The organism is Marmoricola sp. URHA0025 HA25 (assembly GCF_054059435.1).
In genome coordinates this window covers 2,735,724-2,757,128 of the sequence record NZ_JBSSCD010000001.1, presented here as the reverse complement: position 1 = coordinate 2,757,128, position 21,405 = coordinate 2,735,724, and the positions used below count along the sequence as shown (strand labels likewise).

At 71.2% G+C, this 21,405-nt stretch carries 22 protein-coding genes and 1 pseudogene; 15 read left to right on the top strand and 8 right to left on the bottom strand.

The features are described from left to right. Nucleotides 1-95 precede the first annotated feature (95 nt). Nucleotides 96-635 carry a TetR/AcrR family transcriptional regulator gene (locus tag ACVW00_RS13550; protein ID WP_457111425.1) on the top strand — a complete coding sequence of 180 codons (540 nt, stop codon included), beginning with the start codon at nucleotides 96-98 and terminating at the stop codon, nucleotides 633-635. Between the two features lie 30 nt (nucleotides 636-665). Here ACVW00_RS13550 and ACVW00_RS13545 read toward each other — a convergent pair whose 3' ends face one another. Beyond that, complete coding sequence (locus ACVW00_RS13545; RefSeq protein ID WP_457111424.1) at nucleotides 666-1,862, bottom strand: hypothetical protein; 1,197 nt, start codon at nucleotides 1,860-1,862, stop codon at nucleotides 666-668. Between the two features lie 201 nt (nucleotides 1,863-2,063). On the opposite strand from ACVW00_RS13545, the gene ACVW00_RS13540 reads away from it, so the two are divergent. The 3 genes from ACVW00_RS13540 (at nucleotide 2,064) to ACVW00_RS13530 (ending at nucleotide 4,644) form a co-directional block, all read left to right on the top strand. Continuing rightward, the gene (locus tag ACVW00_RS13540; RefSeq protein ID WP_457111423.1) at nucleotides 2,064-3,536 is read left to right on the top strand and encodes a DNA-3-methyladenine glycosylase 2 family protein; all 1,473 of its coding nucleotides are present in this window, start codon (nucleotides 2,064-2,066) and stop codon (nucleotides 3,534-3,536) included. 1 nt (nucleotide 3,537) lies between these two features. Next, the gene (locus ACVW00_RS13535; protein WP_457111422.1) at nucleotides 3,538-4,059 is read left to right on the top strand and encodes a methylated-DNA--[protein]-cysteine S-methyltransferase; all 522 of its coding nucleotides are present in this window, start codon (nucleotides 3,538-3,540) and stop codon (nucleotides 4,057-4,059) included. Between the two features lie 81 nt (nucleotides 4,060-4,140). Next, a complete protein-coding gene (locus ACVW00_RS13530; RefSeq protein ID WP_457111421.1) occupies nucleotides 4,141-4,644 on the top strand; it encodes a GNAT family N-acetyltransferase in 504 nt (167 codons plus the stop codon). 14 nt (nucleotides 4,645-4,658) lie between these two features. Here ACVW00_RS13530 and ACVW00_RS13525 read toward each other — a convergent pair whose 3' ends face one another. Further along, complete coding sequence (locus ACVW00_RS13525; protein WP_457111420.1) at nucleotides 4,659-5,276, bottom strand: MerR family transcriptional regulator; 618 nt, start codon at nucleotides 5,274-5,276, stop codon at nucleotides 4,659-4,661. Between the two features lie 58 nt (nucleotides 5,277-5,334). Between ACVW00_RS13525 and ACVW00_RS13520 the strand changes: the two genes are divergently transcribed. Next, nucleotides 5,335-5,739: a hypothetical protein gene (locus tag ACVW00_RS13520; protein WP_457111419.1), complete on the top strand. Its 405-nt coding sequence runs from the start codon at nucleotides 5,335-5,337 to the stop codon at nucleotides 5,737-5,739. Between the two features lie 5 nt (nucleotides 5,740-5,744). Here the strand turns inward: ACVW00_RS13520 and ACVW00_RS13515 are convergent, their stop codons facing one another. Then, nucleotides 5,745-6,467, bottom strand: a complete 723-nt coding sequence (locus ACVW00_RS13515; RefSeq protein ID WP_123222047.1) for an IclR family transcriptional regulator — start codon at nucleotides 6,465-6,467, stop codon at nucleotides 5,745-5,747. Between the two features lie 104 nt (nucleotides 6,468-6,571). On the opposite strand from ACVW00_RS13515, the pseudogene leuC reads away from it, so the two are divergent. The 3 genes and pseudogenes from leuC to ACVW00_RS13500 all read left to right on the top strand — a co-directional run bounded on the left by leuC (nucleotide 6,572) and on the right by ACVW00_RS13500 (nucleotide 9,575). Continuing rightward, nucleotides 6,572-8,003 (top strand): annotated as a pseudogene (leuC, locus tag ACVW00_RS13510) (3-isopropylmalate dehydratase large subunit). A 1-nt stretch (nucleotide 8,004) separates the two neighbouring features. Beyond that, on the top strand, nucleotides 8,005-8,604 hold the full coding sequence (gene leuD / locus ACVW00_RS13505; RefSeq protein ID WP_457111418.1) for a 3-isopropylmalate dehydratase small subunit: 600 nt from the start codon (nucleotides 8,005-8,007) through the stop codon (nucleotides 8,602-8,604). A gap of 269 nt (nucleotides 8,605-8,873) precedes the next feature. Continuing rightward, a complete protein-coding gene (locus ACVW00_RS13500) occupies nucleotides 8,874-9,575 on the top strand; it encodes an HU family DNA-binding protein (protein ID WP_457111417.1) in 702 nt (233 codons plus the stop codon). 35 nt (nucleotides 9,576-9,610) lie between these two features. Here ACVW00_RS13500 and cofC read toward each other — a convergent pair whose 3' ends face one another. After that, entirely contained in the window at nucleotides 9,611-10,276 is a 666-nt protein-coding gene (gene cofC, locus ACVW00_RS13495; protein ID WP_457111416.1) for a 2-phospho-L-lactate guanylyltransferase, read from the bottom strand. 68 nt (nucleotides 10,277-10,344) lie between these two features. Between cofC and ACVW00_RS13490 the strand changes: the two genes are divergently transcribed. Continuing rightward, a complete protein-coding gene (locus tag ACVW00_RS13490; RefSeq protein WP_457111415.1) occupies nucleotides 10,345-11,142 on the top strand; it encodes a lysophospholipid acyltransferase family protein in 798 nt (265 codons plus the stop codon). Continuing rightward, nucleotides 11,142-12,143 carry an NAD(P)H-dependent glycerol-3-phosphate dehydrogenase gene (locus ACVW00_RS13485; protein ID WP_457111414.1) on the top strand — a complete coding sequence of 334 codons (1,002 nt, stop codon included), beginning with the start codon at nucleotides 11,142-11,144 and terminating at the stop codon, nucleotides 12,141-12,143. The genes ACVW00_RS13490 and ACVW00_RS13485 overlap by 1 nt, the downstream gene beginning before the upstream one ends. A gap of 14 nt (nucleotides 12,144-12,157) precedes the next feature. Here ACVW00_RS13485 and ACVW00_RS13480 read toward each other — a convergent pair whose 3' ends face one another. Further along, entirely contained in the window at nucleotides 12,158-13,207 is a 1,050-nt protein-coding gene (locus tag ACVW00_RS13480; protein ID WP_457111413.1) for a trans-sulfuration enzyme family protein, read from the bottom strand. Between the two features lie 38 nt (nucleotides 13,208-13,245). On the opposite strand from ACVW00_RS13480, the gene ACVW00_RS13475 reads away from it, so the two are divergent. Further along, nucleotides 13,246-14,379: a D-alanine--D-alanine ligase family protein gene (locus tag ACVW00_RS13475; protein ID WP_457111412.1), complete on the top strand. Its 1,134-nt coding sequence runs from the start codon at nucleotides 13,246-13,248 to the stop codon at nucleotides 14,377-14,379. A 27-nt stretch (nucleotides 14,380-14,406) separates the two neighbouring features. Here ACVW00_RS13475 and ACVW00_RS13470 read toward each other — a convergent pair whose 3' ends face one another. Next, the gene (locus ACVW00_RS13470) at nucleotides 14,407-14,877 is read right to left on the bottom strand and encodes a DUF3515 family protein (protein ID WP_457111411.1); all 471 of its coding nucleotides are present in this window, start codon (nucleotides 14,875-14,877) and stop codon (nucleotides 14,407-14,409) included. Between the two features lie 46 nt (nucleotides 14,878-14,923). Continuing rightward, nucleotides 14,924-15,160, bottom strand: a complete 237-nt coding sequence (locus tag ACVW00_RS13465; protein WP_457111410.1) for an Lrp/AsnC family transcriptional regulator — start codon at nucleotides 15,158-15,160, stop codon at nucleotides 14,924-14,926. A gap of 118 nt (nucleotides 15,161-15,278) precedes the next feature. On the opposite strand from ACVW00_RS13465, the gene ACVW00_RS13460 reads away from it, so the two are divergent. After that, nucleotides 15,279-16,253, top strand: a complete 975-nt coding sequence (locus ACVW00_RS13460) for a thiamine-phosphate kinase (RefSeq protein ID WP_457111409.1) — start codon at nucleotides 15,279-15,281, stop codon at nucleotides 16,251-16,253. Nucleotides 16,254-16,527: 274 nt separating this feature from the next. Here ACVW00_RS13460 and rpmB read toward each other — a convergent pair whose 3' ends face one another. Further along, nucleotides 16,528-16,713 (bottom strand): 50S ribosomal protein L28, encoded by a 186-nt coding sequence (gene rpmB, locus ACVW00_RS13455; protein WP_457111408.1) that lies wholly within the window; start codon nucleotides 16,711-16,713, stop codon nucleotides 16,528-16,530. Nucleotides 16,714-16,904: 191 nt separating this feature from the next. On the opposite strand from rpmB, the gene ACVW00_RS13450 reads away from it, so the two are divergent. The 3 genes from ACVW00_RS13450 to rsmD are packed head-to-tail and all read left to right on the top strand — an operon-like array spanning nucleotide 16,905 to nucleotide 21,395. After that, the gene (locus tag ACVW00_RS13450; RefSeq protein WP_457111407.1) at nucleotides 16,905-18,575 is read left to right on the top strand and encodes a DAK2 domain-containing protein; all 1,671 of its coding nucleotides are present in this window, start codon (nucleotides 16,905-16,907) and stop codon (nucleotides 18,573-18,575) included. Between the two features lie 24 nt (nucleotides 18,576-18,599). Further along, nucleotides 18,600-20,762, top strand: coding sequence for an ATP-dependent DNA helicase RecG (locus ACVW00_RS13445; RefSeq protein WP_457111406.1), 2,163 nt, complete (start codon nucleotides 18,600-18,602; stop codon nucleotides 20,760-20,762). Nucleotides 20,763-20,768: 6 nt separating this feature from the next. Beyond that, the gene (rsmD, locus tag ACVW00_RS13440; RefSeq protein WP_457111405.1) at nucleotides 20,769-21,395 is read left to right on the top strand and encodes a 16S rRNA (guanine(966)-N(2))-methyltransferase RsmD; all 627 of its coding nucleotides are present in this window, start codon (nucleotides 20,769-20,771) and stop codon (nucleotides 21,393-21,395) included. Nucleotides 21,396-21,405: the final 10 nt, after the last annotated feature.

Genomic DNA, 21,405 nt, shown 5'->3' with positions numbered 1-21,405 from the left:
ATTACGATGAACAGACCATACAGCTAGGATCGAAAGCACGCAACCGGCGCGAGAAGGCAGGGAACATGGCTCGGTACAGCAGTGAGCACAAGGACGTGACCCGGCGCCGGATCCTCGACCGGGCCGGCCGCCGCTTGAAGCGCGACGGCATCGACGGCTCGGGGATCGCGGCCTTGATGGCGGACGCGGGGCTGACCAACGGGGCGTTCTACGCCCACTTCTCTTCGAAGGACGACCTCGTGGCCACTGTCGTGGGCGACCAGTTGCGCAGCCAACGGGAAAGCTTCGGCGCGGGTCCCTTCGACCGCTCGCAGTTCGAGCAGTTCGTGCGGGACTACCTCTCGCCGGCCCATCGCGACAACCCCGGCGACGGCTGTCCCTCCGCCGCACTCCTCGACGAGATCGTGCGTGGTAGCGATGCGACGAAGCGGGCCTACACCGATGGACTGCTCGCCGTCATGGACGACGTCGCTGCCGTCATCCAGGCGCCGGACAGGCGGTCAGCCCGGGTGCGCGCGCTCGCCGTCTTCGCGTCGATGATCGGGACGCTCCAGCTGTCCCGGGCCGTGGCCGACCGGAAGCTTTCCGATGACCTCCTGAGTCAGGGCATCGACAATGCCCTTGCCCTGTCCTAGGGATGCCTCAGGACGAGAGGGTGCCGGCCGTCACTCGGTGACGCGCTGCCAGGTGAACGGCCCGAACGACGTCTCTGTCGTCGCCTGGTTCCTGGTGCCTGCCGTCAGGCGCAGGTACTCCAGGGGGACGGTGCTCCCGTGGACCACGATGCGATGGAAGTTCGGCACGTCGTACGACGGGTGGCTGGTCCAGGCGTCGAGCCCGCAGACCGCCTGGTCGCCCGTGCACGGCGACGCCTGCTGCAGCGGGTTGTCGGAGCGGTAGACGTGCGAGTCGCCGTTGAGCAGCAGCACGGGCTTCCCGTAGTCCTCGGTGTGGGTAGCAAGGCTGCTCACGATCGGCTCGTAGTTGGCCAGGTGGGCGGCGTCCTTGCCGTCGAGGTCCCACATGTCGGCCTGGGTCATGACCACCACGGATCGCGCGTGCACCTGCCCGGCAGTGCTGAAGGCGCGGTCGAGCCAGCGCAGGTCGGCGGCGGTGCGGTTGGCCGCCTCCGTCGTCTGCTGGGGTGAGGCCACCGGGGCGCCGTACCAGGGATCGGCGTCGTTGTTGGAGCCGCCGGGCACGTTGATGGTCGTGAAGAGGATCCCGTCGCGCTCCCACATCACGTTCTCGACGTACTGACCGTCGGTGGGGTGCGCGCGGTTGTCGACCTGCGCCTGCGAAAGCACGTGCAGGCGGCCGCTGCCCAGCGTGCCGCCGGGCGAGGCGAAGAACAACGAGCGCACGAGGGCGAGGTTGTCGACCGGGTTGCCGCCGGAGTAGTCGACCAGGTTCCCGCCGGAGTCCTTGACGTAGTCGATCTGGCCCGTGGCGGAGTTGTACGCGCCTCCGCCCTCCTTCTTCTTGTGGCAGTCGGACCACTCGTTGTCGCCGGGTGTGTAGACGACCGGGTCGGAGAAGCCTGCCCAGAGGTCGGCGATCTGCTGGTCGTAGGCCTGCGTGCAGTACTGGCTGCCCGAGTGGATGTCGCCGACGTGCAGCACACCTGAGACCGCCTTGTCCGCGTTCACCGCCCGGATGAACGCAGGAGTTGCGTCCGTCTCGCTGGTGTCGGTCGGGGACGTGCCGTACGGCGCGTCGCCGTACACCGCGTAGCTGAAGCCGGAGTCGCGGTCGCCGTCCTCGCCGTGCCGTCCGGCCGAAGCGGCGGCCGGGGCTGCACCGGCAGCACCGAGGACAAGGACCGCGGCGACAAGGAGGCCGCGGGTCGGTCGTGCAGGCATGGGTACCTCGGGTGGTCGGTGGGACGGGACGACTCGGACCCTTGCAGCGACCGGTGCACCGGTCCCGACAGTCGGGTGAACGAGCCGTGAACAGCGCGCCGCGCCCGGAAGCGCTGCGGATGACCGGGTCCGCCGAAGCCCGCCGACGGCAGTGGCTGATTTCCGCTAGAAGTGTCGCTGAACGACCCGCAGACTGGGGTCATGTTCACCGACACCGAGGCCTGCTACCGGGCGCTGAAGAGCCGCGACCGGCGCTTCGACGGTGTGTTCTACACCGCCGTGCGCACCACCGGCATCTACTGCCGGCCGAGCTGCCCCGCGGTGACCCCGAAGCTCGCGAACGTGACCTTCTACCCGAGTGCCGCTGCTGCCCAGCAGGCGGGCTACCGGGCCTGCAAGCGCTGCCTGCCCGATGCGACACCGGGCTCGCCCGAGTGGGACCTCGCCGCCGATGTCGGCGGCCGCGCCATGCGCCTGATCTCCGACGGCATCGTCGACCGCGAGGGCGTCGACGGCCTGGCCCGGCGGCTCGGGTACTCCGAGCGGCAGCTGCACCGGCTCGTGACGAGCTCCTTCGGCGCCGGACCGTTGGCGCTTGCTCGAGCCCGGCGCGCGCAGACCGCGCGGGTCCTGGTCGAGACGACGTCGATGTCGTTCGCGGACGTGGCCTTCGCGTCCGGCTTCGCCAGCATCCGGCAGTTCAACGACACCGTCCGTGAGGTGTACGCCGCGACGCCGACCGACCTGCGAGGACGCCGTGGCGGGCGAGCGACCTCCGGGACGATCGCGACCCGGATCGGCGTACGCGAGCCGTTCGCGGGTGCCGAGCTCCTCGACTTCCTCGCGCTCCGCGCCGTTCGGGGGATCGAGGCGGTCGGCGAGGGCTGGTACGAGCGTTCTCTGTCCCTGCCGCACGGACCCGGCGTCGTCCGGGTCGAGCTCGTCGGCCGCCCGGACGGCTACGTGCCGTGCCGGTTCACCCTGGCCGACGCGCGCGACCTGGCTCCGGCCCTCGAGCGCACCCGGCGCCTGCTCGACGCGGACTGCGACCCGATCGCGGTCGACGACCAGCTCGGCGGCGACCGCCACCTTGCCCCCCTCGTGAGGCGCCGGCCGGGTTTGCGGGTGCCCGGTCATGTCGACGGCGTCGAGCTCACCGCACGTGCCGTGATCGGGCAGCAGGTCACCGTGGTCGCTGCGCGCACCCTCGCGACGCGGTTGGTCGCGGAGATCGGTCTGCCGCTCGAGCTCGCCGGCGACCACCACGTCACCCGGCTGTTCCCGACCGCGGACGCGCTGGCCGGCCTCGATCCCGAGGAGCTCGCGATGCCGCGAGCCCGCGGTCGCGCGCTCATCGCGGCCGCCGGCGCACTGGCCGACGGGTCCGTCGTGCTCGATCGGAGCGGGGACCGTGCCGAGGTGCGTGCACGTCTGCTCGCGCTCCCGGGGATCGGACCGTGGACCGCCGACTACGTCGCGTTCCGGATGCTCGGTGACCCCGACGTGTTCCTGCCCACCGACGTGGGAGTGCGCCATGCCGCTGCTCGACTGGGCATCGACGACGTGGCCGGCCGCAGCGAACGCTGGCGGCCCTGGCGGTCCTACGCGCTGATCCACCTGTGGTCGTCACTCGGCCACACCGATCCCGAGCACATCGAAGAGAAGGAGTCATAGGGTGACGACGACGAGCGAGAAGACGCAGAGGACGAGCACCGTGTGGACCGTGATGCCCTCACCGATCGGTGACCTGCGGATCGTCGCGCGCGACGAGTCGATCGTCGCGATCGAGTTCAGCCCGTTCCGCGGGCTCGCCGACGGCAGGCCGATCGGCGAGCGGGCCGACGAAGACGCCCTGCTGCGTCGCGCGGTCGACCAGCTCACGGCGTACTTCGCCCGTGACCTGAAGGAGTTCGACCTCCCGCTGGCCCCGCAGGGGAGCACGTTCCAGCGTGGCGTGTGGGACCAGCTGCGGCTGATCGGCTGGGGCGAGACCGCGTCGTACGGCGAGGTCGCCCACCGGCTCGGCCACACCAACGCCGCGTCTCGCGCAGTCGGCCTCGCCAACGGGCGCAACCCGATCCCGATCGTGATCCCGTGCCACCGGGTGATCGGCGCCAACGGCTCGCTCACCGGGTACGCCGGTGGCCTCGACCGCAAGCAGCTGCTGCTCCAGCTCGAGCAGGACGCCCTGTTCTAGACGCGTCGGTCACCTGGTCGGGGCGCGTTCTGCGAGGCTGGGCCGGCCGCGACCGGCGGCCCGATGTCGAGGAGGACCGCAGTGACCAGCGCACCCTGGCTGCCCGAGGACTGGCAGCACCCGACCACCGTCCGGCTGGACGAAGGCCACCACCTGCGGCCGATCCGGGCCACCGACGTGGAGCTCGACATGCCGGCCGTGATGGGTTCGCAGGAGCGGCTGTGGTCGATCTACGGCGAGGCGTGGGGATGGCCGCCCGCGACCATGACGACCGAGCAGGACCGCGACGACCTGGCGCGCCACGAGGCAGAGATCGAGGCGCACGAGTCCTTCAACTATGCCCTCTTCGACACCGACGAGACCGAGCTGCTCGGGTGCGTCTACGTCGATCCGCCGCAGAAGGCCGGTGCGGATGCGGAGATCTCGTGGTGGGTCGTCGACCGGCTGGTCGGTGGAGCGGTCGAGCAGGCCCTCGATGCCTTCGTGCCCCGCTGGATCGCTGAGGGCTGGCCCCTCCAGCGGCCTCGGTACGTCGGCCGCGACCTGTCCTGGGCGGACTGGCTGGCTCTTCCCGACGCCGACTGAGGAGCGGACAGTGCTCAGTCGCGCTGCTCGCGCGAAGCGTTCTCCTGGGCGATCCGCCGCACCGCCAGCAGCACCGGCTCCTGGAGCAGCGTCCCGACGACGGCCGCCTCGGCACTTGCCTCACGGTCCGGCGAACGGACCGCGGCGACCTCGTGCGCGGCGACCGGTCGCATCGCCTCGGCGTACAGGTCGAGCAGCTCGTTGCTGAGCGGATGGTCCAGGCCCGCGAGGGCATCCAGCGACCGGGCCAGCAGCTCGCGCTGTGGGCTGTCCTCGCCAAGTGACCAGCGTTGGCGCTCGAGGAAGTCGTCCACGCGGCGCCTGGACTCCTCGGTCGCAGGAGCGGAGTCGGCCGTGGCGAGCCGGACGTGGGCGCTGCCGACCGCCTCGTGCCAGGAGTCGGCGCTCTCGATGTCCTCGAGGATCTGCCCGACGGTGTCGAGACGCAGCCCGGCCACCTCGGTGAGGGAGCGGATCAGACGCAGCCGCCGGACGTGTGACTCGTCGTACCGGGTGCGCGTCGCGCCGGTCGCCTGACCGTGATGGAGCAGGCCCTCGCGGAGGTAGTACTTGATCGTCGCGACACTGAGCCCGGACCGCGCGGCGAGCTCGGCCATCCACATGGGATCCATGTTGACATTGGATAGTGGAACTGTCCAATATTGGGGAGTCGCACTATCCAATGGAGGCATGATGTCCGATGAGTCCCGGATCCTCGCGGGGATCCTGTTCCTGTCCCTCGTCACCGTCGAGACCGGTGGTCTCTACCTGGTGAAGCTCTGGAAGGACGCGGCCGGCGCCACGCCGTTCCAGATCGGGTTCGCCCGCGCCGGGCACGCCCACGCGGGCGTGCTGCTCGTGCTCGGGCTGCTGGCCCAGGTGTACGTCGACCAGACCGATCTCACGGGCGTTCTCGGGTGGCTGGCCCGCTCCGGCGTGCCGGTCGCTGCGATCCTGATGCCGGCCGGCTTCTTCGCCGCGTCGGCAGGCAGGGCGCTGACCCGGCCGAACGGCTTCATCGCGGTGGTGTACGCCGGTGGGCTCGTGCTGGCCGCGTCCCTCACGACTCTCGGGGTCGGCCTCCTCGTGGCTTGAGGTGACTACTCGGCCGCTGCGCGTCGGAGCGACTCGGAGAGCCGGTCGGCCGCGGCGAGCACCGCCGGTGCGTGCATCCGGCCGGGCTGCCGCGAGAGCCGCTCGAGCGGGCCCGACACCGAGACGGCGGCGATGACCTTGCCGCTGGGGGAGCGCACCGGAGCGGAGACCGAGGCGACGCCCTGCTCGCGCTCGCCGACCGACTGTGCCCAGCCGCGCCGGCGGATGCCGGACAGGGCGGTGGCCGAGAAGGCAGCGTTCTGCAGGCCGCGGTGGATCCGCTCCGGATCCTCCCAGGCGAGCAGGATCTGCGCCGCCGAGCCGGCGCGCATGGTGAGCTGCGAGCCGACCGGGATCGTGTCGCGCAGCCCGCTCGGCCGCTCGGCGGCCGCGACGCAGACGCGGTACTCGCCCTGCCGGCGCCACAGCTGGGACGACTCGCCGGTGATGTCGCGCAGGCGTGCCAGGACGGGGCCGGCAGCAGCGAGGAGACGGTCCTCGCCGGCGGCAGCGGAGAGCTCGGCCAGACGCGGCCCGAGCACGAAGCGTCCCTGCATGTCGCGCGCGACCAGACGATGGTGCTCCAGCGCGACGGCGAGCCGATGCGCGGTCGGCCGGGCGAGGCCGGTGCCGGCGACCAGGCCGGCCAGCGTGGCGGGTCCGGACTCGAGGGCAGCGAGAACGAGGGCGGCCTTGTCGAGCACGCCGACTCCGCTAGAGTTGTCCATATACCAATACTGCCGTCTCAGATCATGGGATGCAAGAGTAGGTTGGGTCACGTTCGACGGCGAGGCGGCCACCACGGGAAAGGCCGCCGTGGAAGGGAGAGGTCATGGGCAAGACCCTGGCGGAGAAGGTCTGGGACGAGCATGTCCGTCCGCACTGCCGACGGAGAGCCCGACCTCCTCTACATCGATCTCCACCTCATCCACGAGGTGACGTCGCCCCAGGCGTTCGACGGGCTGCGCCTCGCCGGCCGCGCCGTACGCCGACCCGACCTCACCCTCGCGACCGAGGACCACAACGTTCCGACGCTGGACTGGGACAAGCCGATCGCCGACCCGGTGTCCCGCACCCAGGTCGAGACGCTGCGCCGCAACGCCGAGGAGTTCGGGGTGCGGCTGCACCCGCTCGGTGACATCGAGCAGGGCATCGTGCACGTGGTCGGCCCTCAGCTGGGCCTGACCCAACCGGGCATGACGATCGTGTGCGGCGACAGCCACACCAGCACCCACGGCGCGTTCGGCGCGATCGCCTTCGGCATCGGCACCTCCGAGGTCGAGCACGTGCTGGCCACGCAGACGCTGATGCAGGCGAAGCCGAAGACGATGGCCGTCACCGTCAACGGCAGCCTCCCGCCGGGCGTCACCGCGAAGGACCTGGTGCTCACCCTGATCACGCACACCGGCACCGGCGGCGGACAGGGCTACATCGTCGAGTACCGCGGCCAGGCCATCGAGGAGCTTTCGATGGAGGGTCGGATGACCGTCTGCAACATGAGCATCGAGTGGGGTGCGAAGGCCGGGCTGATCGCACCCGACCAGACCACGTTCGACTACCTCGAGGGCCGGCCCGAGGCGCCGAAGGGCGCCGACTGGGACGCTGCCGTCGCTCACTGGAGGTCGCTGGTCACCGACGAGGACGCGCAGTTCGACGAGGAGATCGTCCTCGACGCCTCGCAGATGACCCCGTTCGTCACCTGGGGCACCAACCCCGGGCAGGGTGTCCCGCTCGGTGGGGTCGTGCCCACCCCCGCGGACTTCGAGGAGCCGCAGGACCAGGTCGCAGCCGAGAAGGCGCTGGAGTACATGGGCCTCGAGGCCGGCACCGCGATGCGTGACATCAAGGTCGACACCGTGTTCGTCGGCTCGTGCACGAACGGCCGGATCGAGGACCTGCGCCTGGCCGCGGAGATCATCAAGGGTCACAAGGTCGACCCCGACACCCGCCTGCTCGTCGTGCCCGGCTCGGTGCGGGTGCGGATGCAGGCCGAGTCCGAGGGCCTCGACGTGATCTTCAAGGAGGCCGGCGCGGAGTGGCGCGGTGCTGGCTGCTCGATGTGCCTGGGCATGAACCCCGACCAGCTCACGCCCGGCGAGCGGAGCGCGTCGACGTCGAACCGCAACTTCGAGGGACGCCAGGGCAAGGGCGGCCGCACCCATCTGGTGTCGATCCCCGTCGCCGCGGCGACCGCCGTGCGCGGCACGCTCTCCTCGCCTGCCGACCTGGTCTCGACGGGCTCGACCACCGCTCCGGAGGCCTGAGATGGACAAGTTCCTCACCCACACCGGTGTCGCCGCTCCGCTGAAGCGCAGCAACGTCGACACCGACCAGATCATCCCGGCCGTGTACCTCAAGCGGGTCACCCGCACCGGCTTCGAGGACGGCCTCTTCGCAGCGTGGCGCAGCGACCCGGCCTTCGTCCTGAACAGGCCGGAGTACGCCGCCGCGTCGATCCTCGTCGCCGGCCCGGACTTCGGCACCGGCTCGTCGCGCGAGCATGCAGTGTGGGCGCTGCAGAACTACGGCTTCAAGGTCGTGATCTCCTCGCGGTTCGCCGACATCTTCCGTGGCAACTCCGGCAAGGCCGGTCTGCTCGCCGCGCAGGTCGACGAGAAGGTCGTGCAGAAGCTCTGGGATCACCTCGACGACCACCCGGGTGCGACGGTGACCGTCGATCTGGAGACCCGCACCGTCAAGGCGGGCGACGGACCGGACGCCATCATCGACTCCTTCGACATCGACGACTACACGCGTTGGCGTCTGCTCGAGGGCCTCGACGACGTCGGCATCACGCTGTCGCGTGAGGAAGAGATCGCGTCGTACGAAGCAACTCGTCCGAGCTGGAAGCCGGCGACGCTCTGAATCGCTGACGCGGTTCTTTTCGCTTCACCTGCGACTGACGCGTTTCGCCGAAGCAGAGTTTTCCCATCCCTGTAAGGGGAAACTCGGCCATTCATGAGATGGCGATGCCCGTTGCGCGTCAAATGCGTTTTCGTACGCCTCGGATTGCGTCGCAATTTCGCGGCGCGACACGCGCCGACATGCATTGTGGGCATGGTCACTATTGCCTAGCGTGCAAAGGGAAAGTCGAGCAAGGCGCTCGATGCCAGTCGTTCATGAAGGGGAATCCTGTGAACAAGAGTCAGTTGATCGACGCTCTTGCTGCCCGATACGAGGGCAACAAGAAGGCGGCGGCGCACGCTCTGGAGTCGGTGCTCGACACCATCACCCGCGAGGTCGCCAAGGGCGAGAAGGTCGCGATCACCGGTTTCGGGTCGTTCGAGAAGCGCGTCCGCGAGGCCCGTTGGGTGCGCAACCCCGCCACGGGACAGCGGATGAAGTCGAAGCGGACACAGGTGCCGAAGTTCAGCGCCGGTGCGGAGCTGAAGGCCGTGGTCTCGGGCGCCAAGAAGCTCCCGGCTGCTGCAGCGGCGTCCATGCCGGTCGCCGCCGTGAGCCGGACCGCCGCTGCCGCGAAGAAGACGGCGACCAAGTCCGCGTCCGCCGCCAAGAAGACCGTGGCGAAGAAGACCACGGCCAAGAAGGCGACGGCGAAGAAGGCCACGGCGAAGAAGGCACCTGCGAAGAAGGCTGCTGCGAAGAAGGCTCCGGCGAAGAAGGCCGCTGCCAAGAAGGCTCCGGCCAAGAAGACGGCGGCCAAGAAGGCCCCGGCCCGGAAGACCGCCACCAAGAAGACGGCCGCCAAGAAGGCACCTGCGAAGAAGACCGCGGCCAAGAAGGCTCCGGCCAAGAAGACCGCTGCCAAGAAGGCACCTGCGAAGAAGACGGCGGCGAAGAAGGCTCCGGCCAAGAAGACCGCCCGCAAGCGCTGACGACTGACTCGGGCATCATCGAACGGCGGCGTCCCTCAGGGGGCGCCGCCGTTCGGCTGTTCGCGGCCGTGGGAGAGCCGGCGCGATGTCCAGCCCAGGCGGTCGAGCGCAGCCGCGGTGTGGGCGCCCACCCCGAGCGCCAATGCGTCGTCGAGGTCGTCGCTGGTGTCCACGTCGAGCCGCAACGAGCTGAGCTCGCCGGCGACGTGCGCCGCGCCGCTCGCCGCGTGCGCCCGGGCCGAGTCGCGACCGAAGTGCGGGTCGAGCTCTGCCCCCGGCGGTGTCAGCAGCAGCGTGGTTCCGGTGCCGGAAGCGTCGGCCACGTAGGCGCGTCCGTCGCGGGAGAGGGCGAGCTCGAGGTCGTCGGTGCGCAGGCAGGGAAGGTCGCCGAGCATCACGGCGACACCCCGCCCCGGCATCGCGACGCGCGCCGCTGCGCGGCGCAGGGCCTGGTTCAGGTCGCCGTCTCCCTCGTCGGCGACGATCGGTACGTCGAGCTCCCGGCCGAGCTCGCGCAGCGCGGAGGCATCGCCGACGACGTACACCTCGACCAGCGGTGTCCGGCGAGCGGCACTGATCGCGTCGCGCGCGAACGCGGCCATCAGGTCGCCGCGCCCGTCGGCCTCCATCCCGGCGAGCCTGGTCTTCGCGCCGTGCCCGTTCTTGACCGGGACGAGCAGGGAGAAGCGCGGTGTCGTCACGGGACGATCCTCCCAGCCGCGTCGGTACTCTCTTCCTGCACGGGTAGAGCGGGAGGAGGAGAAGGCACATGCTGAAGGTCCGCAAGCTCCAGGAGCGGCGTGGCTGGGCCTGGACCACAGCCGTCTCGATCCTCAAGCCGCTCCTGCTCACCACGACCAAGCACGAGTGGATCGACGGAGAGAAGATCCCCGCCACCGGCGGCTGCGTGATCGCGATGAACCACGTCTCCCACATCGACCCGCTCACCCTGGGCTGGCTGCTCTACGAGCACGGCCGGCTGGTCCGCTACCTCGCGAAGGACGCACTGTTCGAGACGCCGCTGATCAAGTACATCGTCCGCGACGCCCGGCAGATCCCGGTCTCCAGGCTGACCACGAATGCGGCGAAGGCGTTCGAGGCGGCGTGCGACGCGGTGCGCGACGGCGCGTGCGTCGGTGTCTACCCCGAGGGCACCATCACCAAGGATCCCGGCGGCTGGCCGATGCGGGGCAAGACCGGCGCGGCCCGGATCGCGCTGACCACCGGCTGCCCGGTGGTCCCGATCGGGCAGTGGGGGGCGCAGGACATCCTGCCGGCGTACTCGCTGCGCTTCCACGCCTTCCCGCGACGCAAGGCCCGCTACAAGGTCGGTGACCCGGTCGATCTGAGCGACCTGCTGGGACAGCCGATCACCAACGAGGTCCTCCACGAGGCCACCGAGCGGATCATGGTGGCGATCACCGAGCTGGTCGCCGACCTGCGTGGCGAGACGCCGCCGCCCGAGCGCTTCGACCCGCGCTCCGCGGGCGTCCGGCAGATCGGCAACCCGCAGAAGGACGACACCGGTCACCACGGCAGCAAGGACAAGAAGAGGAGGCGTGCCTGATGGCCCGAGTGGCAGTCTTCAGTGCAGGGTCGTGGGGTACGGCGTTCGGGCTGGTGCTGGCCGACGCGGGCAACGACGTCACGATGTGGGCCCGTCGCGACGACGTGGTGGCCAACGTCAACGACAAGCATGAGAACACCGACTACTTCCCGGGCATCGAGCTGCCCACGCGCGTGCGGGCCACCACCAAGCCTGCGGAGGCGCTCGACGGCGCCGAGTTCGTCGTGCTGTCGGTGCCCTCGCAGACGTTGCGCGAGAACCTCGCCGAGTGGGCGCCGCTGCTGCCGGACGATGCTGTCCTCATCTCGCTGATGAAGGGCGTCGAGCTCGGCACGACGAAGCGGATGAGCGAGGTGATCGCCGAGGTCACCGGAGCCGGTCCCGACCGGATCGCGGTGGTGAGCGGGCCGAACCTCGCTCCGGAGATCGCGTCGCGCGAGCCGGCGGCGAGCGTCGTGGCCTGCGAGGACGAGCACGTCGCTCGACGGCTGCAGGCGCTGTGCCACTCACGCGCGTTCCGGCCCTACCGCAGCACCGACGTGCTCGGCTGCGAGCTCGGCGGCGCCTACAAGAACGTCGTCGGACTCGCCGTCGGCATGGCCGTCGGCCTGGGCTTCGGCGACAACACCACGGCGTCGGTGATCACGCGCGGACTCGCCGAGACCGCCCGGCTCGCGATGGCGCTCGGCGCCGACCCGTTGACGCTGATGGGCCTCGCCGGGCTCGGTGACCTGGTCGCCACCTGCTCCTCACCGCTGTCGCGCAACCGCACGTTCGGCGAGAGGCTCGGGCAGGGCATGAGCACCGAGGAGATCTACGCGAGCACCAAGCAGGTCGCCGAGGGCGCCAAGTCGTGCTCGTCGCTGCTGCAGCTCGCGCGCAACACCGGCGTCGACGCGCCGATCGCCGAGCACGTCGACGCCGTGGTCCGTGGTGAGATCAGCGCCCGCGACATGATGGACGCGTTCATCGCGCGCGACACCAAGGCCGAGCGCGACTGAGTCCGAAGGTCTGGTCAGGCCGTCGACGGCAGCGCCGCCGCCAGGTCGTCCCAGAGGTCGTCGACGTCCTCGATACCGACCGAGAGCCGAACCAGCCCCTCGGGGATCGTGACCGGTTCGGACCGCCAGCGTCGGCGACGCTCCAGGGTCGACTCGACGCTGCCCAGGGACGTCGCGTGCACCCAGAGCGACGTACCGAGGCAGAGCGCGTCGGCCGACTCGGCGTCCGCCAGCACGATCGAGACCATCCCGCCGAACCCGGGGTAGCGCACCTCCACCACCGACGGGTGCTGCTCGAACCGCCGGGCGAGCTCGGCGGCGTTGGCCTGCGCCCGCTCGACCCGCAGCGACAGCGTGCGCAGCCCGCGAAGTGCCAGCCATGCCTCGAACGGGCCCGGGATCGCACCGATGACGTCGCGCCGACCCTTGAGCACGTCGTGCAGCTCGTCGTCGCGCGTGACCACCGCGCCCATCACCACGTCGGAGTGACCGGCGAGGTACTTCGTCGCCGAGTGCACCGCCAGGTCGGCGCCGAGGTCGAGCGGTTGCTGCAGCAGGGGAGTGGCGAACGTGTTGTCGACGGCGACGCGCGCTCCCGCTGCGTGGGCGGCCGCGACGATCGCCGGGATGTCCGCGACCTCCATCGCAGGGTTCGTCGGCGACTCCACCCAGACCAGTGCCGCGTCGTCGCACGCGGCGACCACCGCCTCGGTGTCGGCGATGTCGACGAGCAGCGCACGCACCCGGCCGCGGGCCTCGAGGTCGGCGAGCTGCCTGGTGGTGCCGTTGTAGGCGTGCCGGGGCGCGACCACCGTCTCTCCGTTGCCGACGAGGTCCAGGACCGTGGCGACGACGGCGAGCCCGCTCGCGAAGGCCAGGCACCGTCCTCCCTCGAGCTCGCCGAGAGCGTCTTCGAAAGCGGTCCACGTGGGGTTCGCGTAGCGCCCGTACTCGAGGTCGCCACCGGCGACGTACGTCGAGGCCATCGTGATCGGGACGTTGAGGGGCTGGTCGGCCGCGTGGGGCGGGCGGCCGGCGTGGACGACGCGAGTGGCGGGACGCATGGGCCAAGGCTAGGCGGTCGCTCGATAGGGTCGGCCGGGTGAGTGAGCAGGGGAGTACGCCGCGCAAGCCTCGGGTCGCCGTCGTCTTCGGAGGTCGCTCGAGCGAGCACGCGATCTCCTGCGTCTCCGCCGGCGGGGTGCTGGCGGCGCTCGACCGGGACAAGTACGACGTGATCCCGATCGGCATCACGCCCGACGGCCGCTGGGTGCTCGAGTCCGGGGAGCCCGGCAGGCTCGCGCTCGGTCCGGCCGGTGAGCTGCCGTCGGTGACCAGCGACCGGGAGGTCGCCCTGCGACCGGCACTGGACTCCCCCGGAGGCCTGGTCGTGCAGGCCGCGGGCGACGTACCGACCAGCCTGGGCGAGGTCGACGTCGTGTTCCCGGTGATGCACGGACCGTGGGGCCAGGACGGCACCCTCCAGGGCCTGCTCGAGCTCGCCGGCGTGCGCTACGTCGGCGCCGGCGTGCTGTCGTCAGCGGTCGGCACCGACAAGATGTTCATGAAGCTGCTCTTCTCCGCCCAGGGCCTCCCCGTGCTGCCGTGGGTGCCGATCCGCCCGGGCGAGTGGGAGCGTGACCCGGCCGCCGTCACCGAGTCGGTGCAGGCGCTGGGCTACCCGGTGTTCGTGAAGCCCGCGCGCGCTGGCTCGAGCCACGGGATCAGCAGGGTCGACTCGCCCGCCGACCTCGGTGACGCGATCGCCGAGGCCGAGAGGTTCGACCCCAAGGTGCTGGTCGAGGCCGCGGCCGTCGACGCGCGCGAGGTCGAGATCGGTGTGCTGCAGAGCCTCGCCGGAGGTGCCCCTGAGACCAGCGAGATCGCGGAGATCCGCGTGGACGGAGCACACCAGTTCTACGACTTCGAGGCCAAGTACCTCCCCGAGGAGAACACCGTGCTCGACGTGCCCGCCGACCTGGAGTCGGCGGTCGCGGCGAAGGTGCGCGCGCTCGCCGTCCAGGCCTTCGCGGCGCTCGACGTCGAGGGCCTGGCACGCGTGGACTTCTTCGTGTTCCCGGAGGGGCGCGTCGTGGTCAACGAGGTCGAGACGATGCCGGGCTTCACCAGCACGTCGATGTTTCCGCGGATGTGGGCCGCCTCCGGAGTCAGCTATCCGGAGCTGGTCGACCGCCTGGTCCAGTTGGCGCTCAACCGGACGACCGGCCTGCGCTGAGACGGCGCGAACCGCGACGAGGATCGTCTAGGTGCACTTCCCGTGCGCGGTCGTGTGGGCCCGGACGGCGGCGTCGAGGTCGGCCATCACGTCGGCCGGGGCGTCCGGCCGGTAGTGCGCCGGGACTCGCACCTGCACCACGGGACTGCGGAAGGCCAGCGTCATCACCAGGTCGCGACCGAGGTCGTCGGCCGCGGCCACCGGGATCGACCAGCCGATGCCGTTGCGCGTGAAGCAGGGGTCGCCGGCGAAGCCCTTCGGGAGTGCCACGCCGCAGCGCAGCACGATCACCGGATCGCCCCATGCCGCGGCGTACGTGCTGCCGGTGACCGTGCGCCGGGGCTGGTCTGCCAGCTTCCCAGGCAGGGCGGCCAGGAATCTCTGGCAGCCGGCGTGCCCGGCGGCGCTCACCGGGAACCGGTCGACGGACACCGCGTCGCTGCCGCACGCCGACAGCAAGAGGCCAGCGAGCAGCATGTGCGCGACGACGCCCGCCACCCAGCGGGGTGACGGGCGTCGGGAAGTCGACAGGGCGCGGGCCGGGTCAGATGTGCACGACGGGGCAGGTCAGCGTTCGCGTGATGCCGTCGAGGGTCTGCACCTTCGCGACCACCAGCTTGCCCAGCTCGTCGACGTTGCGTGCCTCCGCGCGGACGATCACGTCGTACGGACCGGTGACGTCCTCGGCGAGGATGACGCCCTTGATGTCGGTGATCGCGGCCGCGACCTCGGCCGCCTTGCCGACGTCGGTCTGGATCAGGATGTAGGCCTGGACAACCATTGCGTCTCCCTCGTTGCGCGTGAGTGGACCGACTTGCAACCTACCGGACCCCGCTGGCCGGTGGAACACGGAGACCACGTGGCCAGCGTGGCCCCACCGGGATGGAAGAGTTGCGTCCATGACGTCCCCGACACCGGTCGCCGCCGGAGCCACCGTCGCCGACCTGGGCGAGTTCGGTCTCGTGCGACTGCTCACCGGTCGCTTCGAGCAGAACGCAGCGGTGTACGTCGGCCCGGGTGACGACGCCGCCGTGCTCCGCACCCCGAAGGGCCACGTCGTGGTGTCGACCGACCTCCTCGTCGAGGGCCGGCACTTCCGCCGCGAGTGGGCCAGTGCCGGTGACATCGGCCGCCGGGCCGCGGCCCAGAACCTCTCCGACATCAATGCGATGGGCGGTCGCGCGACCGCGCTCACCGTGGGCCTCGCCGTCCCGCGCGACCTCCCGGCGCAATGGGTGCTCGACCTGGCCGACGGCCTGGCCGAGGAGGCCGCACTGGTCGGCGCCAGCATCGTCGGCGGCGACCTGACCGCGAGCTCCGAGGTCGTCATCGCGGTGACCGTGCTCGGGGAGTGCACGGTCGCTCCGGTGCTGCGTTCAGGCGCCCAGCCGGGCGACGTGCTGGCGATCGCAGGTCGTCAGGGATGGGCAGCGGCGGGCCTCGCCGTGCTGGGCCGCGGGTTCCGCTCCCCACGGGTGCTGGTCGAGGCACACCAGCGGCCGGAGCCGCCGTACGAGGCCGGACCGGTCGCGGCGGAGGCCGGGGCGACCTCGATGATCGACGTCTCCGACGGCCTCGTGGCCGATGTCGGCCACCTCGCGGAGGACTCGGGTGTCTGCATCGACATCGACAGCTCCGCGTTCACGCTGGACGAGCCGCTGCAGGCGGTGGGCGCCGCACTCGGCGTGGACCCGATGCAGTTCGTCCTCGGAGGAGGGGAGGACCACCCGCTGGTGGCGACCTTCCCCGCACGCACCGCCCTCCCGGACGGCTTCCGCGAGATCGGCAGGGTCAGTGCCGCACAGGAGGGAGCCCCCGCGGTCACCGTCGACGGCGCCGCCTACGAGGGCGTGCCGGGGCACACGCACTTCTGAGATCCGGAGAGCAGGCTCAACCACCGGGACCACCGGGTGGTCGAGCAGCGACCGGACCACAGGTGGTCGAGCAGCGACCGGACCACAGGTGGTCGAGCAGCGAGCGCAGCGAGCGATCAGACGAGACCTGGCGACCACCGGGTGGTCGAGCAGCGAGCGCAGCGAGCGATCAGACGAGACCTGGCGAGGGTTTCGACAGGCTCAACCACCGGGGGCTCAGACATGCAAGACGGCGCGGGTGCCGCAGCACACGCGCCGTCGCAGGAGCCTCAGGTCAGCGGGTGACCTTGCCGGCCTTGAGGCAGCCGGTGCAGACGTGGAGGCGCTTCGGGGTGCCGTTGACGGTCGCCCGGACGCGCTGGATGTTCGGGTTGAAACGGCGCTTGGTGATCTTGCGCGACCACGGCCGGTTGTTGCCGAAGCCGGGCTTCTTCGCGCAGATGTCGCAGACGGCAGCCACCGGGCACTCCTTGGGTTCTGATGCGGGTCTCGAAGTCGTGAGCCCGGGCACCGCAGGCGGGTCGGGGACCGCGCCTGCTACTCGGGCAACCGAAGAAGAATAGACGACGGACGGCCCTCGGCGCGAATCGAGGACCGAGACACTAGCGTGTGACCCGCATCGTCGAGCGAGGACAGGACCCACGAGGAGACATGGGCAGCGACAGCCGGAGCGGGACCAGGACGGGCGAGCAGATCGCCACGTTCGACCTGGCTGCGGTACGCCGGTTCGCTGCCCTCTCGGTCGAGGCGCTGTCCGAGGCGCGCGAGGAGATCGACGCGCTCAACGTCTACCCGGTGCCCGACGGCGACACCGGCACGAACATGTACCTGACGATGGACGCCGCTCACGACGCCCTCGAGGAGCACCTGGCGGCCGCGGGCGAGGGTCCCGACCTCAAGGCTGCGCTGCACGCCTACGCACGCGGCGCGCTCCTCGGTGCCCGGGGCAACTCCGGAGTCATCCTGAGCCAGCTGATCGGCGCGCTCCTGCGGCGGATGGGACAGGGCGGCCCCGACGACCGGTCCGCGGACCTCCTGGCCGAGGGGATGGTGCTCGCCACCGAGGCGGCGTACGCCGCGGTCGGAGAGCCGGTCGAGGGCACCATCCTGACGGTGGCCCGCGCGGCGACGCTGGCTGCCGTGAGCCGGGCGAAGGACCCCGAGGCACATCTCGGCGACGTGCTCGCCGCGGCGGCGAACGAGGCGCGCGAAGCTCTCGCCCGCACGCCCGACCAGATGAAGCTGCTGCACGACGCCGGCGTCGTCGACGCGGGCGGGCGTGGGCTGTGCGTGATCCTCGACGCGGCCGAGACCGCGGTCACCGGCCACCGTCCCGTGGGTGCGCCCGCCACCATGGGCCGCCACGTCATCCCGCAGCCGGTCCCCACCGGTGACCTGAGTCCGGACGGCCCGGCGTACGAGGTGATGTACCTGCTCGACGCCGAGGACGACGCCATCGCCGGCCTGCGGTCGCAGCTGCAGGCGCTCGGCGACTCGCTCGTGGTCGTCGGCGGCGAGGGTCTCTGGAACGTGCACGTGCACACCGACGACGTCGGCGCGGCCGTCGAGGCCGGCATCGACGCCGGACGGCCGCGGCGGATCCGGGTAACGCACTTCGCGGAGCAGATGGTCCGCGCTCGTGAGAAGCGCGCCGAGCCCAGGGGTCGCGCGGTCGTCGCCGTCGCGGCCGGCAGCGGGCTCGCCTCGATCTTCCGCGAAGCGGGTGCCGTGGTGATCGAGAGCGTGCCGGGTCGCCGCCCGAGCACCGGCGAGATCCTCGCCGCGATCGAGGAGACCCGTGCCCATGAGGTCGTGGTGCTGCCGAACGACCCGGACTCCGTCGGGGTCGCGGGCGCCGCTGCGGCGGCGGCCGAGGAGCACGGGGACGTCCGGGTGGTGGTCGTCCCGACCCGGGCCCAGGTGCAGGGCATCGCGGCGATCGCCGTCCACGAGCCGGGGCGGCCGTTCGACTCCGACGTGGTGCACATGACGTCGGCAGCGCGCGGCACCCGGCACGGCGCGGTCACCGTCGCCTCCAAGCAGGCGATGACCACCGCCGGGCCGTGCGAGCCCGGTGACGTGCTCGGCGTGCTCCAGGGCGACTTCGCCGTCGTCGGCGACGACCTGTTCGAGGTCGGCACGGCCGTGCTCGACCGGTTGCTCGGTGGTGGCGGCGAGCTGGTCACCCTGGTCACCGGCGAGGACGGTGACGGCCTCGCCGAGCGTTGCCAGGCCTGGGTCGAGGCACACCACCCCGGCGTCGACGTGCTGGTCTACGAGGGCGGCCAGGCGCGCTACCCGCTGCTGGTGGCGGTCGAGTGACGTCGGCTCTCGAGAGGCGCTGACATGGTGCGCGTGTCCTGGGACTCCCCGCTCACGACGGTGACCGGCAAGGCCACGACGAAGGTGGTCAAGGAGACCGGCTTCGGGACGGTCGGCGAGCTGCTCAGCCACTACCCACGCAGCTACGTGGACCGCGGGCGGCTCAGCGATCTCGGCGAGCTCACCGAGGGCGACTACCTCTCCCTGGTCGGCGAGATCGTGCACTGCGAGCAGAAGAGCTACCAGGACCGACGTACCAAGCGCACGGCGTACCGGCTCGAGGTGCGGGTGAAGGCCGAGGACGGCGCCCTCGCGATGACCTACTTCGACCGCACCAAGGGCGCCTCCGACTGGCACGCGAAGGAGTACGCCGTCGGCCGGGTCGGGATGTTCTCGGGGAAGCTGAAGTGGTTCAACAACCACTGGGAGCTGAACAACCCCGACTCGCGGATGTACGTCGAGGACGGCGACGCGCTCGACGCGATGCCCGCGCTGATCCCGATCTACAAGACTCCCGGCAAGCTCACCACGTGGCAGATCGAGGAGACCGTCGGGTTCGCCCTCGAGCTCCTCGACGACTTCCCGGACCCGCTGCCCGGTGGCGTGCGCACCGAGCAGATGCTGATCGGCTTCGAGCAGGCGTTGCGCTGGATCCACCGCCCCGACGACCACCAGCAGCTGGGCGCGGCCCGCAAGCGGCTCAAGTACGACGAGGCGTTCGTGACCCAGGCGGTGCTGGCCAGGCGCCGGGCGGCCCTGCGCGCGTTCCCGGCCACCCCGCGGCCCGGCCGTGACGGCGGGCTCCTCGCGGCCTTCGACGAGCGTCTCCCGTTCACGCTGACCGACGGCCAGGCCGCCGTCGGGGCGGAGATCGCGGCCGAGCTGGCCGCCGTGCACCCGATGCACCGCCTCCTCCAGGGTGAGGTCGGCTCCGGCAAGACCTTGGTGGCGCTTCGCGCGATGCTGCAGGTCGTCGACTCAGGTGGCCAGGCGGCGCTGCTCGCCCCCACCGAGGTGCTCGCCCAGCAGCACCTGCGCTCCATCCAGGCGATGCTCGGGGACCTCGGCGAGGGTGGCCGGCTCGGCGCGGCCGACGGTGCGACACGGGTCGCCCTGCTCACCGGCTCCATGGGCACCGCAGCCCGGCGCCAGGCCATGCTCGACGCAGCCTCGGGCGACGCGGGCATCGTGATCGGCACCCATGCCCTGCTCGAGGAGAAGGTGCAGTTCTTCGATCTGGGCCTGGTCGTGGTCGACGAGCAGCACCGGTTCGGGGTGGAGCAGCGCGCCGCGCTGACCGGCAAGGCGGGCAACCCGCCGCACGTGCTGGTGATGACCGCGACGCCGATCCCGCGGACCGTCGCGATGACGGTGTTCGGGGACCTCGACACGTCCACGCTCACCGAGCTGCCGGCCGGTCGGGGCGACGTGCAGTCGACCGTCGTACCGATCCGGGCGCAGCCGACCTGGCTCGACCGTGGCTGGCAGCGGATCCGCGAGGAGGTCGGCCAGGGCCGGCAGGCCTACGTGGTGTGCTCCCGGATCGGCGACGAGCCGCCTCCCGAGGAGGGACCGGAGCTCTTCTCCGTCGAGGACCTCGCACCCGAGCTGGCCGCCGGGCCGCTGAGCGGCCTGCGGGTCGAGATGCTGCACGGGCGGATGACGCCGGACGACAAGGACCGCGTCATGCAGGCCTTCGCGGCCGGGGACGTCGACGTGCTGGTCTCGACGACCGTGATCGAGGTCGGCGTCGACGTCCCCAACGCCACGGTGATGGTGATCCTCGACGCCGACCGCTTCGGTGTCTCCCAGCTGCACCAGCTGCGCGGCCGGATCGGCCGTGGGGGTCATCCTGGGCTCTGCCTGCTCGTGACCGCGACCTCACCGGAGAGCCCGAGCATGGAGCGGCTGAGCGCGGTCGCGTCCACCCGCGACGGCTTCGCGCTCTCGCGGATCGACCTCGAGCAGCGCCGCGAGGGCAACGTCCTCGGTGTCGAGCAGAGCGGCCGGCGCTCGGAGCTGAGGCTGCTGTCGGTGCTCCGCGACGAGGACGTGATCGCCTCCGCCCGCGAGGCGGCGACGGCGTACCTCGCGCAGGATCCGGAGCTCGACGAGGCGCCCGACCTCAGGGCCGCGGTGCTGGCCGTCGAGGAGTCCGAGCAGGCCGACTTCCTGGACAAGGGCTGACGGCCGATGACGCGCATCATCGGCGGCACCGCCGGCGGCCGGCGGCTGCAGACGCCGCCCGGCGACGCCACCCGACCGACCTCCGATCGCGTGCGCGAAGCGCTGTTCTCGGCGCTCGAGGCGGAGTTCGGGACGCTGCGGGGCCTCCGCTTCCTCGACCTGTACGCCGGATCGGGCGCCGTCGCTCTCGAGGCCGCGTCGCGTGGCGCGGAGGGCGTCACGGCCGTCGAGTCCGGTCGTCGCGCAGCGCAGGTCGTCTCGGCCAACGCGGCGTCGACCGGCCTCGCCCTCGACGTGCGGCAGCAGCCGGTGGCGGCCGTGCTCGCGGCGGCACCCGTCGCGGCGTACGGCGTGGTGTTCCTGGATCCGCCGTACCCGCTGACCGCCGAGGAGGTGGCCCACGTGCTCTCGCTGCTCGTCGATCACGGGTGGGTACAGGAGGGCGGCGCTGTCGTCGTGGAGCGCTCGGCGCGTAGCGTGGAACCGGCATGGCCCGCCGGTCTGGAGCTTCGCCGGAAGAAGAAGTACGGCGAGACGGTGCTCTGGTACCTTCGGCGCCACCCGACGGGGTCCGAAAAGCCGGTGGACACCGATCCGGACGCGTTCGGAGGCGGCTCCTCCGCCGAGACGTGACAGGAGAAGA

What these genes read in the sequence shown, in the direction of transcription:
- ACVW00_RS13460 (WP_457111409.1), top strand. Translation starts at nt 15,279, where the DNA reads ATGACGTCCCCGACACCGGTCGCCGCCGGAGCCACCGTCGCCGACCTG.
- leuD (WP_457111418.1), top strand. Translation starts at nt 8,005, where the DNA reads ATGGACAAGTTCCTCACCCACACCGGTGTCGCCGCTCCGCTGAAGCGC.
- ACVW00_RS13540 (WP_457111423.1), top strand. Translation starts at nt 2,064, where the DNA reads ATGTTCACCGACACCGAGGCCTGCTACCGGGCGCTGAAGAGCCGCGAC.
- ACVW00_RS13465 (WP_457111410.1), bottom strand. Translation starts at nt 15,160, where the DNA reads ATGGTTGTCCAGGCCTACATCCTGATCCAGACCGACGTCGGCAAGGCG.
- ACVW00_RS13545 (WP_457111424.1), bottom strand. Translation starts at nt 1,862, where the DNA reads ATGCCTGCACGACCGACCCGCGGCCTCCTTGTCGCCGCGGTCCTTGTC.
- ACVW00_RS13485 (WP_457111414.1), top strand. Translation starts at nt 11,142, where the DNA reads ATGGCCCGAGTGGCAGTCTTCAGTGCAGGGTCGTGGGGTACGGCGTTC.
- rsmD (WP_457111405.1), top strand. Translation starts at nt 20,769, where the DNA reads ATGACGCGCATCATCGGCGGCACCGCCGGCGGCCGGCGGCTGCAGACG.
- ACVW00_RS13520 (WP_457111419.1), top strand. Translation starts at nt 5,335, where the DNA reads ATGATGTCCGATGAGTCCCGGATCCTCGCGGGGATCCTGTTCCTGTCC.
- ACVW00_RS13480 (WP_457111413.1), bottom strand. Translation starts at nt 13,207, where the DNA reads ATGCGTCCCGCCACTCGCGTCGTCCACGCCGGCCGCCCGCCCCACGCG.
- ACVW00_RS13525 (WP_457111420.1), bottom strand. Translation starts at nt 5,276, where the DNA reads ATGGATCCCATGTGGATGGCCGAGCTCGCCGCGCGGTCCGGGCTCAGT.
- ACVW00_RS13490 (WP_457111415.1), top strand. Translation starts at nt 10,345, where the DNA reads ATGCTGAAGGTCCGCAAGCTCCAGGAGCGGCGTGGCTGGGCCTGGACC.
- ACVW00_RS13515 (WP_123222047.1), bottom strand. Translation starts at nt 6,467, where the DNA reads ATGGACAACTCTAGCGGAGTCGGCGTGCTCGACAAGGCCGCCCTCGTT.
- ACVW00_RS13450 (WP_457111407.1), top strand. Translation starts at nt 16,905, where the DNA reads ATGGGCAGCGACAGCCGGAGCGGGACCAGGACGGGCGAGCAGATCGCC.
- ACVW00_RS13445 (WP_457111406.1), top strand. Translation starts at nt 18,600, where the DNA reads ATGGTGCGCGTGTCCTGGGACTCCCCGCTCACGACGGTGACCGGCAAG.